At 29.4% G+C, this 13,906-nt stretch carries 12 protein-coding genes; 3 read left to right on the top strand and 9 right to left on the bottom strand.

The features are described 5' to 3' along the window. Positions 1-6: 6 nt before the first annotated feature. From uvrC to DYA59_RS02745, 6 genes are all read right to left on the bottom strand, one after another. On the bottom strand, positions 7-1,803 hold the full coding sequence (gene uvrC, locus DYA59_RS02770; RefSeq protein ID WP_115269142.1) for an excinuclease ABC subunit UvrC: 1,797 nt from the start codon (positions 1,801-1,803) through the stop codon (positions 7-9). Continuing rightward, on the bottom strand, positions 1,797-2,651 hold the full coding sequence (rapZ, locus tag DYA59_RS02765) for an RNase adapter RapZ (RefSeq protein ID WP_115269140.1): 855 nt from the start codon (positions 2,649-2,651) through the stop codon (positions 1,797-1,799). The genes uvrC and rapZ overlap by 7 nt, the downstream gene beginning before the upstream one ends. Positions 2,652-2,782: 131 nt before the next feature. Next, a complete protein-coding gene (zupT, locus tag DYA59_RS02760; RefSeq protein ID WP_115269138.1) occupies positions 2,783-3,562 on the bottom strand; it encodes a zinc transporter ZupT in 780 nt (259 codons plus the stop codon). Positions 3,563-3,608: 46 nt separating this feature from the next. Further along, entirely contained in the window at positions 3,609-4,493 is an 885-nt protein-coding gene (locus DYA59_RS02755; protein WP_115269136.1) for a pyridoxamine kinase, read from the bottom strand. A gap of 252 nt (positions 4,494-4,745) precedes the next feature. Beyond that, positions 4,746-5,072: an STAS-like domain-containing protein gene (locus tag DYA59_RS02750; RefSeq protein ID WP_115269134.1), complete on the bottom strand. Its 327-nt coding sequence runs from the start codon at positions 5,070-5,072 to the stop codon at positions 4,746-4,748. Positions 5,073-5,127: 55 nt separating this feature from the next. After that, positions 5,128-5,601: a toxin-antitoxin system YwqK family antitoxin gene (locus DYA59_RS02745; protein ID WP_115269132.1), complete on the bottom strand. Its 474-nt coding sequence runs from the start codon at positions 5,599-5,601 to the stop codon at positions 5,128-5,130. Positions 5,602-5,857: 256 nt separating this feature from the next. Here DYA59_RS02745 and DYA59_RS02740 point away from each other — a divergent pair, with 256 nt between their 5' ends. Beyond that, positions 5,858-6,190 (top strand): winged helix-turn-helix transcriptional regulator, encoded by a 333-nt coding sequence (locus DYA59_RS02740; protein ID WP_115269130.1) that lies wholly within the window; start codon positions 5,858-5,860, stop codon positions 6,188-6,190. A gap of 39 nt (positions 6,191-6,229) precedes the next feature. Continuing rightward, positions 6,230-6,784: a YbhB/YbcL family Raf kinase inhibitor-like protein gene (locus tag DYA59_RS02735; RefSeq protein ID WP_115269128.1), complete on the top strand. Its 555-nt coding sequence runs from the start codon at positions 6,230-6,232 to the stop codon at positions 6,782-6,784. A 60-nt stretch (positions 6,785-6,844) separates the two neighbouring features. Here DYA59_RS02735 and DYA59_RS02730 read toward each other — a convergent pair whose 3' ends face one another. Next, complete coding sequence (locus DYA59_RS02730; RefSeq protein ID WP_115269126.1) at positions 6,845-7,834, bottom strand: MBL fold metallo-hydrolase; 990 nt, start codon at positions 7,832-7,834, stop codon at positions 6,845-6,847. A 181-nt stretch (positions 7,835-8,015) separates the two neighbouring features. Here DYA59_RS02730 and DYA59_RS02725 point away from each other — a divergent pair, with 181 nt between their 5' ends. Beyond that, entirely contained in the window at positions 8,016-8,909 is an 894-nt protein-coding gene (locus DYA59_RS02725) for a B12-binding domain-containing radical SAM protein (RefSeq protein ID WP_172606936.1), read from the top strand. Between the two features lie 104 nt (positions 8,910-9,013). Here the strand turns inward: DYA59_RS02725 and nifJ are convergent, their stop codons facing one another. Together nifJ and DYA59_RS02715 are read right to left on the bottom strand one after the other, a co-directional pair. Next, the gene (nifJ, locus tag DYA59_RS02720; RefSeq protein WP_115269124.1) at positions 9,014-12,589 is read right to left on the bottom strand and encodes a pyruvate:ferredoxin (flavodoxin) oxidoreductase; all 3,576 of its coding nucleotides are present in this window, start codon (positions 12,587-12,589) and stop codon (positions 9,014-9,016) included. Positions 12,590-12,703: 114 nt separating this feature from the next. Beyond that, positions 12,704-13,906, bottom strand: coding sequence for an acetate/propionate family kinase (locus DYA59_RS02715; protein ID WP_115269121.1), 1,203 nt, complete (start codon positions 13,904-13,906; stop codon positions 12,704-12,706).

Genomic DNA, 13,906 nt, shown 5'->3' with positions numbered 1-13,906 from the left:
TTCCTCCTAATTATGATTCTTTCCTTTCAAAGTAATAAGTATATTTTCTGCTACTTTTTTAGGAACAAATCTAGATAAAGAATCTATATCCTCCTGTAAAATTTTTTTTACAGAACCAAATTCCTTTATAAGTAGTTCTTTTCTTTTTTTCCCAATTCCCTCTACTCTATCTAATTCTGAAGAAATAACCCTCTTACTTCTTAATTTTCTATGATAAGTTATTCCAAATCTATGTGCCTCATCTCTTACTCTTTGAAAAATCTTAAGTGCTTCCCACTCCTTGGGAAATGAATAGGGTGTTAATTCTCCATATTTGTATATCTCTTCATCTCTTTTAGCTAAACTTAGTAATTCAGCAATACCTTCTTTTCCTATTTCACGAAACACTGCTCCTGCAGCATTTATTTGTCCTAAACCTCCATCTATTAAAACTATATCTGGAAATTCATGTTCTGGAAGCTTACTATATCTTCTAGTTATTACCTCTCTCATCATTGCAAAGTCATCTGGTGTATCCTTACAAGTTATTTTAAATTTTCTATAATTTTTTTTAGACGCCTTTCCTTCTATAGCTACGCTCATAGAGGCTACTGCATCCTTTCCTTGTATATTAGAGATATCAAAACATTCTATTTTTCGTGGATATCTCTTAAGAGATAACTCTGAATATATTTTATACAAACCTTCTTCTAATACAGACTTCTTTTTAAAATAATTATCTATATCTTTTAGTAAATTTAACTCCCCCATTTCTAATAACTCTTTTCTTCTACTTTTTATTTTTGGGAAATAAAATTCTATCTTCTGACCTTTTTGTATTTGTAAAACTTCTTTTACCAAATTCAACTTTTGTTCCATATTTTCCTGAAAAACAATACTTTTAGGAATTGGATGAGTAGAATAAAAAGCTCTTACGATATCTTCTTCTAAATTTCCTTCTATTTTATTTCTTAAATCTATATTTGTAGATATCTTTCCTATTATCTTTCCATCTCTCACATTAAGAACAAAAAGAAATACCCTTTCTGCTTCTTTTTTTAATAAAAATATATCTTCGTCTAAATCTCTACCATACTCTATTATTTGATTAGCTACTGCATTTTCAACTTCTTTTATTTGCTCTCTTAAAATAATTGCATCTTCAAATCTCATATTTTCAGCAGCTGTCTTCATATCCAACTTAAGATAATCTACTATCTCTTTTCCTTTTCCTTTCAATAAAGCTTTAGCTCTTTCTACTTGTTCATTATATTCTAAATAACCTTCTTTATAAGTACAAGGTCCTGGACATGTTTTCATAAAATATTTAAGACAAGGTCGTGGATAAACTTTAGTCATATCTCTTTCACAATCACGTATCTTAAATATTTTTACTAAAGTTTTCTTTAAATTCCAAGCACCAAAAGGATATGGTCCAAAATAAATCCCAGCTTTTGTATCTAATGTCTTCGTTGTTCTAATTATCTTTATATTAGGAAATTTCTCTTTACTTATCCTAATATAAGGATAAGTCTTTTCATCTTTTAAAAGGATATTATATTTTGGTATATATTTCTTTATAAGATTATTTTCTAATACCAGTGCATCTAATTCAGTATTACAAATAATAAATTCTATATCTTCTATATTTTTTACAAGCTCTTTTGTTTTCTCATTACCATGCTCTCTATTAAAATATGACAGAACTCTATTTTTTAAATTTTTAGCCTTTCCAACATAGATAATTTTACTATTTTTCTTCATTAAATACACTCCAGGATTTTCTGGAATATCTATCTTTTTTATATCAAAACTTTTTACCAATTTCCTCTCTCTTTCTCTCTATGACTTACATATACATTAAGATTTTCTATTTCAGATAATTCTTTAGCTATTAACTCTGCAAAAGTTACAGAGCGATGTTTTCCTCCACTACAACCTATACCTATTGTAAGATGCTTTTTTCCTTCTTTTATATAATGAGGAATTAAAAAATCAAACATGTCCATTAATTTTTTAAAAAATTCCTGTGATATATTAAAGCTCATAACATAATCAGCTACCTCTTTATTTAATCCACTCTTTGATTTTAACTCTTCTATATAATATGGATTTGGTAAAAATCTCACATCATAAACTAAATCTACATCAATAGGTATCCCATATTTGAATCCAAAAGATTGAACATGGATATTAATATCTTTTATATCCATATCTAGACATAAAAGGATTTTCAATTTTTCAGTTAGTTCTTTTGGCTTATCAAAACTTGTGTCTACTATCCCTGTAGATATCTCTTTTATTCCAGCCATTATCTCTCTTTCTCTTCTTATACTTTGTAATAATGTCTTTTCCTCTACTGGATGTTTTCTTCTTGTAAGATTATACCTATTTAAAATCACTTCCTTAGATGCTTGTAAAAATATAATTGAAGATAGTACATCTGGAGTAGTTTTCAACTTATTTAAAAAATCTTTGAATTCATCTATTTTTTTAAAAGAACGAATATCCATTCCCAATGCTATTTTCTCTATAGATGAGCTAAAAAAAAGAGGCCCTATCTCACAAGGAAGATTATCTACAGTATAATATCCCATATCTTCGAGCATATTTAAAGCTGTTGTTTTTCCACTTCCACTTAATCCTGTTACAATTACTATCTTTTTTTTCATTTTTTCACCTAGCTTTTAGTTTATATTTTCTCACCTATTATATCATATTTTTTTACTCTTCAAAATTACTAAATTTTTATATAATTTAGTAATTTTATCCTCAAAATACTTAAATAACAACCATTACTGATTTAACCTACAATATGTGTTAATGGCATCAATACTATTCCTAAAAAAATAAATACAAGAGATGTTTTCATGTAACCATATTGTCTTGAACTAGGAATCAGCTCCTCAATGGCAATATATAACATTATTCCAGAAATTATTGCAAATATTGCCCCTAATGTTATGTCATTTATAAATGGTCTTAATATTAAAAATGCAAGTAACGCACCTACTGGTTCAGCTATACCAGATAAAAAGGTATATTTAAATGCTTTTTTTACATCTCCAGTAGAATAATATATTGGGATTGCTACAGATATCCCTTCTGGTATATTATGCATAGCTATAGCTACAGTAATTGATAATCCTAATGCTATATCACTATATCCAGCCATAAAAGTTGCTATTCCTTCTGGAAAATTATGTAGTCCTATTGCTAAAGTAGAAACAAAGCCTACTCTAAAGAGATTCTGATGCTTATATTGCTCTCCACTTATCTCTTCTGCATGTGGAACAAATCTATCTAATCCTGCAGCAATTAAAACTCCTATTAAAAGAAAAAAAGTTCCTAATATTAATCCAAATTTTTCTCCAGCATAATTTTGTAAAAGTTCATTTCCTGTAGGTAATAAATCGCTAAATGAAACACTTATCATTATACCTCCAGCAAATCCTAATGCTCCACTTACTAGTCTTTCACTTCTTTTTTTTACTGTAAACACTATAAAAGCACCTAATAGTGTCGACATTCCAGCTATAAAAGAAAGCAAAAGTGCTCTTAAACTATTATCATCTAAAAACATAGTATTCCCTCCTTATATAATTTTTCCCCCATTCTTCTAAAATCTTTTACTTTAACATTTCATAATTTGTAGCTATCATTGGTACTCTTAAAACATCTAACATTTTCTCTAAGAGTACACCTTCTTTATCAGGATACTTAAAGCCATAACTAGCCATAATACACTGAGTTATAAATTGAACTCCTCTTTCTATTCCCATAGGTAAGCTATCACCTTGTAATAAACTTCCTATAAGAACACTTGTATAAGCATCTCCAGTTCCAGGATATGAAGCTGGTATATATTTACAACTCACTTTCCAAAATACATCATTTTCTCTATCATAAGCTACAACACTTGTTTTTTTATCTAAATCAGTACTTTGAATATCAGGAACACTTGTAACTACAACAATCCTAGGTCCCATATCAGACAGTTCCCTTAAATACTTTTTTACATCCTCTATCTTTATATTTTCATTGTACTCTTTTCCTAAAAGATACATCATCTCTGTAAAGTTAGGTGTAATTATATCAGATTTTCCTATAAGCTTTCTCATTCCTATGACCATTTCATTATTCATAGTACTATATAGTTTCCCATTATCTCCAATAACAGGATCAACAACAGTAAATTTTGCTTTTTTTCCAAAATAATCAATAAAATCTGCTACTATTTCTATCTGTTTTGCAGATCCTAAAAAACCCGAATATATACAATCAAATCTTAAATTTAGTTTTTTCCAGTGTGCTATATGCTCTTGCATATAGTCAGTTAAATCTATAAAACTATAACCTTCATATCCTCCAGTATGTGTTGATAAAATGGCTGTTGGTACTGGACACACTTGAAATTTCATATTTGATAAAATAGGAATTATAGTTGTTAGAGATGCTCTTCCATAACCTGATAAATCATGAATAGCAGCAACTTTTTTTACTAAATTTTCCATCATTTCCTCCAATTATATCTTATATTACTTAAACATACTTTACCATATTTCTCCTCTTTAAGCAATACAATATTTATTTGTTTCAATATAAATCATATAATAACTATAAAAAATAAAGAGTAAATAGAAATCAAAGTAATAAAATATTAAGCTTGAACTTAATTTAAAGTTTCAACCTTATAAAGATTTTACTACCTCACTCTATTTACTCTTTCTAAATTTATATTCCTTAGCTTTCTTTAATATAGCATATCAATAAGCATATTCAAGAGTAGAAAATTTAAGACTCAGTTTTTCATAATTATCCCTTAAATATTTCATCTCTTCCATTAAATTACAAGAAACATTTGATATAGATATAAGTTTTCTCAGCTCTTTAGCACTTTTTCCACAGTCTTTAGCTACATTACTAAAAACTATATACATAAATGCAAGTGTAACACCCTGTATTCCATAAAAATCAATATTTATAGGCTTATTTAATTTTATTCTTTTTGCAATTATTTTATACAATTGATATGCTTTCTTTGGAGAAACAAGTACAGATGTATTTAATATTTTACTTAATACTAGCTTCATTTGAAGCCCCCCCTTATAAAAAGTTAAAAAAATCTTTCACAAAATATAAATAGAACTAATCTTCTGCATAAACAGCTTTTCCTATTAATTTCCCACTGTTATTATAATATTTCCAAGTCCCTTTAGGTATTCCATTTTTAAATTTTCCTTGAACTTGTAACTTTCCATTATCATGAAAAAGAAAATATTGTCCATCATCTTTTCCATTAAAATATGTAGTCTCAAAAATTTTTTTACCATTTTCCTGATAAAGAACATATTTCCCAAAAAGTCTTCCTTCTTTCCAGTTTTCAATTGTCTTTAATCGTCCACTAGGATAGAAACTTAGACATTTTCCATGACGTTTACCATTAAGATAGTAATTTCTATCTTTATTTTCCATTACCTTTCCAGTAAATGGTATTTCTTCATGTTTTAAATAAATAACTCCATTTCTATCGACAATTTGATACTCATAAACAGCTTTAGAAAAACTTATAAAATTCATAAAACTCATCATAAATAATAATATGAGCAATCTTAATTTCATAGTATCACCTGAGATATAAAAAAACTATTTAATAAAAAAAATATTTATGCTATAATAAAAATAATGCTTTTATCCTTTTGACTTAAAATTAATAAAAAAAGTTTAAATAAAAATTAAAATTATAAGGGGGAAAAAGGTGGAAAATCATTCATTACAAATGTTATTAATTATAACACTTATGATGGCTTACAAACTTTTGATATTACGTTAATTGAGGAAGCATAAAATTGCTTCCTTATTTTCTAAGGAGGAAATTTTGAGAGAAATAACTTGTCCACTAGAAGCAATTTTTTATATCTTAAGGGGAAAATGGTCCCCTATGATAGTGTGGAGAGCTAGACTAGGAAATCAACGACTTACAGATCTAAAAAAAGATATACTAAATTGCAATGAGAAAATGTTAATACAGCACATCAATGAACTTTTAGACTATGGAGTGCTTGAAAAAATAGAATTTGACGTTTATCCCAAACACACTGAATATAGACTTACAAAATTTGGTTGGAGTCTTATTCCTGTATTAGCAAAGTTTCAAGAAATTGGAATTGGATACTTACAAAATAGTCAGTTATTAACAAAAGAAAAATAATATGATATCCTATAAAAAAAACATAGGAGGTAATTATTTATGAAAAAAAATTTAATAGCAGGAGCTCTTCTTTTAGGAGCATCAGCTTTTGGTTTTGAACTTACTAGTTCTGGTATAGAAAATGGTTTCATCAATGAAAAATATGGAAGATATGGTTCAGAAAATATAAATGGTATGCCATCTCTTTCACTTCCATTAGAGTGGAAAGAAGCACCTAAAGGAACAAAAAGCTTTGCTTTAGTAATGGAAGATTATGATGCTGTTCCTGTAACAGGATTTTCATGGATACACTGGATTGCAATTATTCCAGGTAACTATAATAAGCTTGAAGAAAATGCTAGTTTAACAAATAAAGATATAATTCAAGGAGTTAATAGTTGGGTATCATCAATGGGTGGACTATCTAAAGCAGATGCTTCTCACTTTGGAGGACCAGCACCTCCTGATAAAGATCATACTTACAAATTTGTTCTTTATGCACTTGATAAAGAAATAAAATTAGAAAGTGGTTTTTATTTAAATGAATTGTATAAAGAAATGGAAGGGCATATACTAAATAGTACTGAATTAGAAGGAATTTACAAAGTTAAATAAATAATAAAAATTGGAGGAGATATTTTCCTCCAATTTTTATTATTTTACTTAAAATTTTCATCACTCTTTTATTATATATCTAAAAACTTCTTCATCCTTTATTTTATCTAATTTTTTTTCTAGATAAAGATAATCTAAATGAGAAAGAGTTTCTCCCGTAGCAAACCACTTTTGATTATCTGGAAATTCACTCCAAGGTTTTCCTCTCATATTCCACTTCATTTTAGAAGCAATTTCATACGCTGTAAGCTTTGGTGTTTTTTTAATAATTTCTTTTATCTCATCTAGTCTAATAAAATGATGTTCAGTAATAGTATCTACTCTTTCATTTAATGATTTACTATTTTCTCTATGAGCAGGAAAAACTATTACTGCCTCTATATTTTTTATTTTCTTTAAACTTTCCATATAATTTTTTAATGAATTCTCTACCTTTAACCAAGCAGTTATATTTGGAGTTATATCAAATAATACATGGTCACCAGAGAATAAAATCTTTTTATCAGCAATATATAAACACATATGCCCAGGTGTATGTCCTGGAGTAAGTATTGCTGTAAATTCTATATTACCTAGCTTAAACTTAGCCCCATCTTCTAATAAATTAGCTTTAAATAATTTATCTGGAGCATACCTTCTAGCTTGATTTGTATCATTCAATCTAATAACTATCTCTTGAGGAAATCCTTCTTGAATAAATCTCCTATTCATATTATCCCAATTATCCCCTTCTAAGTTTCCTCTAAGATATTCATAATCTATCTTTCCCATATATATTTTTATATTTTCACCAGATAATTTATTTGCTAATCCGCAATGATCTGAATGTAAATGTGTAAAAAATATTACCATCTTATCTCTATTTACACCTATCTCATCTAATCCCTCTTCTAGTCCTTTTAAACACTCTTCTCTATTAAATCCTGTGTCTATCACTAAGTCTCCTTCTTCAGTTCTCACTACATAAGAATTTAAACTTTTCAAAGGATTTTGTGGAAGAGGCACAAATATTCTATATATTTTTGGATCTTCATTAATTAATTCTATCACAGCTACCCCACCTTCCTATATTGATCAATTTAGTTAAGATTATAATACAGTATTTTTTTATTTAAATCAAGAATATTTTATAATCTATAATTTATCAATATCCATTTGTATTTTATCACTTTATTTGTTAAGATATTATTATCTTTATAATTCAAATTTAAAAATTTATTTAGGAGGAGTTATGATATTTGATATTTATGATTATCCGCTATATAGACCTCCAAGTGAAGCTAATAGCCTTATTATTCAAGTTACACTAGGATGTTCTCATAACAAATGTACTTTTTGTAATATGTATAATGAAAAAAAATTCAAAATAAAAAGTATTGAACAGATTAAAAAAGAGATAGATTTTTTTAGACATCAAAGACAATTTGTTCGTAGAATCTTTCTTGCTGATGGAGATGCCCTTATAATTAAAACTTCAACTCTATTAGAAATCGCAAATTATTTAAATGAAAAATTTCCTGAAAATGAGAGAATCTCTATATATGCAAGCCCTAAATCCCTAATATTAAAAACACCTGAAGAGTTAAAAAAACTTAAAGAGATTGGAATAAAATTAATTTATATTGGTCTTGAAAGTGGTGATAATGAAATTCTTACTAAAGTAAACAAAGGTAATACAGCCGAGGAATTCATGATAGGAATAAAAAAAGCTAAAGAGGCAGGGTTTCAGACTTCAGTCACAATAATTGCTGGATTAGCTGGAAAAGATAAAATTGCTAGTAAAAATCATGCTCTTAAAACAGCTTATGTCATTCAAGAAACTTCACCTACATATTTAGGTATACTCTGTTTAAGTCTACTTCCAAATACTATTTTAGGCAAACAAGCTGAAAGAAAAGAATTTATTGAAGCTAATGGTCTTGAAATAATTGAAGAAATAAAAGTTATAATAGAAAATCTTAGCATAAATATAGACTCTCCTATTATTATAAGAGCAAATCATATTTCAAATTATTTAAATCTTCAAGGAACATTACCTCAAGATAAAAATCTTATTTTAAATGAAATTAATCATGCTCTTAATAATGGAAATCCTATAAAAAGAGCTAGTCATAATTCTTTATAATTTTCTTAATTCCTAAAATCTTACTACAAATAGCAGCTATATATAACAATAATGAAAAGACTGACACGTTAGTGTCAGTCTTTTTTAGATTTTTAAATAAATTTCTATTGTTTTTCAGCAGAAAAATCCATAGCAGCAAGTCTTTGATATTGTCTCCATCTTCTTTGAGCTTCTGTTTTATTCTTTTCATAAAGTTCCTTAGCTTCACTTGGATTAGCTTTAGAAAGAGTAGCAAATCTTACTTCTCCTAATAAAAACTCTTCATATTTATCCCAGTTAGGCTCTTTACAATCAATTTGAAGTGGATTTTTACCTTCTGCTTCTAATGTAGGATTATATCTGAATATTGGCCAATATCCACATTCAGTAGCTACCTTCATCTCATTTTGAACCTTAGACATTCCTTTCTTCAATCCATGGTTAATACATGGAGAGTAAGCGATGATTATAGATGGTCCATTATAAGCTTCAGCCTCTTTTATAGCTTTTAAGAATTGTTGTTGATTTGCACCCATACTTACTTGTGCTACATAAATATGTCCATATGACATAGCTATTGCAGCAAGGTCCTTCTTCTTAACTGATTTTCCTGCAGCTGCAAATTTTGCTATTGCTCCTGTAGGAGTTGCTTTAGAAGCTTGTCCTCCAGTATTAGAATAAACTTCTGTATCTAAAACAACTATATTAACATCTTCTTTAGAAGCCATAACGTGGTCAAGTCCACCATAACCAATATCATATGCCCATCCGTCTCCTCCTAATATCCATTGAGATTTCTTAGCAAGATATTGTTTCAAGCTTAAAATTTCTTTACATACTTCACAATCTTTTCCTTCTAAAGCAGCAATTATCTTATCTGATACTTCTCTTGATTTAGCAGCAAATGATCTATTTTCAATCCATTCTTTAAATAACTCAGCAATATCAGCTGAAACTTTATCCATATTTTCTTCCATTATATTTTGAAGTCTATCTCTTAATGTTTCAACTGCAACATGCATTCCCATTCCATACTCTGCATTATCTTCAAATAAAGAAGATCCCCATGATGGTCCATGTCCATTTTTATTAGTTGTATATGGAGTAGATGGTGCAGATCCACTATATATTGATGAACATCCAGTAGCATTAGCTATCATCATTCTTTCTCCAAATAATTGAGTTATTGCTTTTAAATATGGAGTTTCTCCACATCCTGGACATGCTCCGTGAAATTCAAATAATGGTTGAGCAAATTGAGATCCTTTTACAGTATCTTTAGACATTAAATCACTTCTATACTCTACATTATTAAATAGGTAATCAGCTTTTTTATCTTCATGTTGCTCTAAAGAAGTTCCTATTGGTACCATTACTAATGCTTTCTCTTTAGCTGGACATACATAAGCACATGATCCACATCCTGTACAATCTAAAGTCGAAACTTGCATTCTATATTGTAATCCTTCTAATCCTTTTCCAACTGGTTTAATAGTTGTTAACTCAACTAGAGAGGCAGCTTTTTCTTCCTCAGTCATTAAGAATGGTCTAATTACTGCATGTGGACATACGTATGAACATTGGTTACATTGAATACAGTTTTCTGCTTTCCATTCAGGAACATGAACTGCAATTCCTCTTTTTTCAAAAGCAGAAGTTCCATTTTCAAAAGTTCCATCTTCATAACCATTAAATGCAGAAACTGGTAAATCATATCCTTTAATTGCATTAATAGGTTTTGCAATTTTTTCCACAAATAACTCAACTTTTGATTTTTCATGTCCGCATCCACAAGAACAACACTCTTCAGCTACTGTTAATTCTTCAACTGGTAAATCAGCCCAAGCTGGATCTACTGGTACTTCAATTAATCCTTCTGCTCCTTTATCAATAGCATTATAGTTCATTTGAACTATATCGTCACCTTTTTTAGCATAAGATTTTTTAGCATAATCTTTCATATGTTGTTGAGCTTCTTCAAATGGAATAATATCAGCTAACTTAAAGAAAGCAGCTTGCATTATTGTATTTGTTCTTTGACCTAATCCAATTTCTTCAGCTAATTTAGTAGCATTGATTATGAATAATTTAGCTCCATTTTTTGCTAAATCTCTTTTAACTTTATTAGGTATTTGTTTTACAGCTTCTTCTTTATCCCAAATACAGTTAACTAATAATGATCCACCTTTTCTAATTCCTGATGTCATATCATATTGATTTAGGTAAGCTGGTACTGAACAAGCTACAAAATGAGGATTAGAAATTAGATAGCTTGCTTTTATAGGAGATTTTCCAAATCTTAAATGCGATCTAGTAACTCCTCCTGATTTTTTAGAGTCATATGCAAAATATCCTTGTGCATATAAATCAGTTTTATCTCCTATAATTTTTATTGAGTTTTTATTAGCTCCAACTGTTCCATCAGCTCCTAATCCAAAGAATAGACACTCTTTTACATCATCACCAGTTACAGTTACAGGTGCTCCTACTTCTAATGAAGTAAATGTAACATCATCTACTATTCCTACTGTGAATCTGTCTTTAGGTTGGTCTAATTTTAAATTATCGAACACAGCTATTACTTGAGCTGGAGTTGTATCTTTTGAAGATAATCCGTATCTTCCTCCAACTATTACTGGAGCATTTTCTCTTCCATAAAATAAAGATTGAATATCAAGTAATAATGGTTCTCCTTGTGATCCAGGCTCTTTTGTTCTATCAAGAACTGCAATTTTCTTAACTGTTGTTGGGAAAACATCAAAGAAATATTTAGCAGAGAATGGTCTGTATAGGTGTACAGATAAGATTCCTACTTTTTCCCCTTTAGCATTTAAGTAATCTATTGTTTCTTCAGATATAGGACAAATTGATCCCATAGCTATGATTATTCTATCAGCATCTGGTGCTCCATAGTAGTTGAAAGGTTTATAATCTCTTCCAGTTACTTTAGAGATTTCTGCCATGTAGTGAGCTACTACATCTGGTACTGCATCGTAGAATTTGTTTTGAGCTTCTCTTGTTTGGAAGTAAACGTCATCGTTTTCTGCAGTTCCTCTTGTTACTGGGTGCTCTGGATTAAGAGCTCTTTCTCTAAAAGCTTGAACAGCATCCATATCAATTAAATTTTTGAATACTTCATAATCCATTACTTCTACTTTTTGAATTTCATGAGAAGTTCTAAATCCATCAAAAAAGTGTAAGAATGGTATTCTTGTTTTTATAGCTGCTAAGTGAGCTACTCCTGCAAGATCCATGACTTCTTGAACTGAATTAGTTGCTAACATAGCAAATCCAGTTTGTCTAGCTGCATAAACGTCTTGATGGTCTCCAAAGATAGATAAAGCTTGAGCTGATAGTGCTCTAGCTGATACATGTATTACTCCTGGTAACAATTCTCCTGCTATTTTATACATATTAGGAATTTTTAATAATAATCCTTGTGAAGCAGTATAAGTTGTTGTCAATGCTCCAGCTTGTAAAGAACCGTGTACAGTCCCAGCTGCTCCAGCCTCTGACTGCATTTCTACAACTTTAACTGGTACTCCAAATATATTTTTCATTCCTTTTGAAGCCCACTCATCTGTGTACTCAGCCATTGGTGATGATGGAGTAATAGGATAAATTCCAGCTACCTCAGTAAATGCATATGAAGCATATGCTGCAGCTTGACATCCATCCATTGTCTGCATTTTTTTAACCATTACAATTCCTCCTATAAATCTTTTATGAAAGTATTTTTTATTTACTTCTACTATTCTATTTTAATTGATATTTAAAATTTGTCAATAATTATTTAATATTTTTTAATTTAAAGTTTATTTTCCTGTAACTATTCTATAAGTATCTCTTGCAATTACTAACTCTTCATTTGTAGGAATTTTATAAATTAAAACTTTAGAATCTTCTGTTGATAATTTTACATTTCCTTTCTTTCTTACTGAATTTACAGCTTTGTCTAGTTTGGCTCCTAAAAATTCTAATCCTTCAATTACACCCTCTCTAATTCCAGCTGCATTTTCTCCTATTCCTCCAGCAAAACAGATAGCGTCTACTCCACCCATAGCTGCTGCATAAGCTCCTACATATGATTTTATTCTATAAATAAACATTTCTTCAGCTAGCTTAGCTCTTTCATCTCCCTCAGCTACTCCATTTTCCATATCTCTACAATCAGAAGATTTTCCAAAGATTCCAAGAATTCCAGATTGCTTATTTAATCTATTATCCATTTCTTTATCAGATAATCCTCTTTTATTTTTTATAAATAAAACAGCTGCTGGATCAATATCTCCACATCTAGTTCCCATCATTAATCCTTGTAATGGAGTTAATCCCATTGAAGTATCTACAGATTTTCCATCTAATACTGCTGATACAGAAGCTCCATTTCCTAAGTGACATACGATTATTTTTGAATGCTTAGGATTTCCCATTATTTCTCTCATAGTCTCAGAAACATATAAATGAGATGTTCCATGGAATCCATATTTTCTTACTTTTAATTCAGTATAGTCCTCATAAGGTAATGCATACATAAATGCTTTAGCTGGCATAGTTTGGTGAAAAGCAGTATCAAAAACTCCTACATTAGGCTTACCAGGCATCAATGCCATACAAGTTCTAACTCCCATTAAATTAGCTGGATTATGTAAAGGTGCTAATTCATTATTAGCTTCTACTGCTGCCATCGCTTCTTCAGTTAATAATACTGAACTAGCAAAAGTTTCTCCTCCATGAACCATTCTATGACCAATAGCTTCTACTTCATCGACTGAAGTTATTACACCATGCTCTCTATCAGTTATTGCATTTATAACTAACTCTAAAGCTTCTTTATGAGTAGGCATTGGTTTTTCTACCTTTATTTCATAATCTTTAGCTGGTACTTCATACTCCATTCTAGAACCATCTATTCCAATTCTTTCACAAAGTCCTTTTGCAAAGACTTCTCTTGTTTCTGGATTCATTAATTGATATTTTAATGATGAACTTCCACAATTTATTACTAAAACTTTCAT

It is taken from the genome of Fusobacterium necrogenes, from assembly GCF_900450765.1.
Taxonomy (GTDB): domain Bacteria; phylum Fusobacteriota; class Fusobacteriia; order Fusobacteriales; family Fusobacteriaceae; genus Fusobacterium_A; species Fusobacterium_A necrogenes.
The sequence above is the reverse complement of the archived record's forward strand: the minus strand, read 5'-3'. Positions and strand labels throughout refer to the sequence as shown.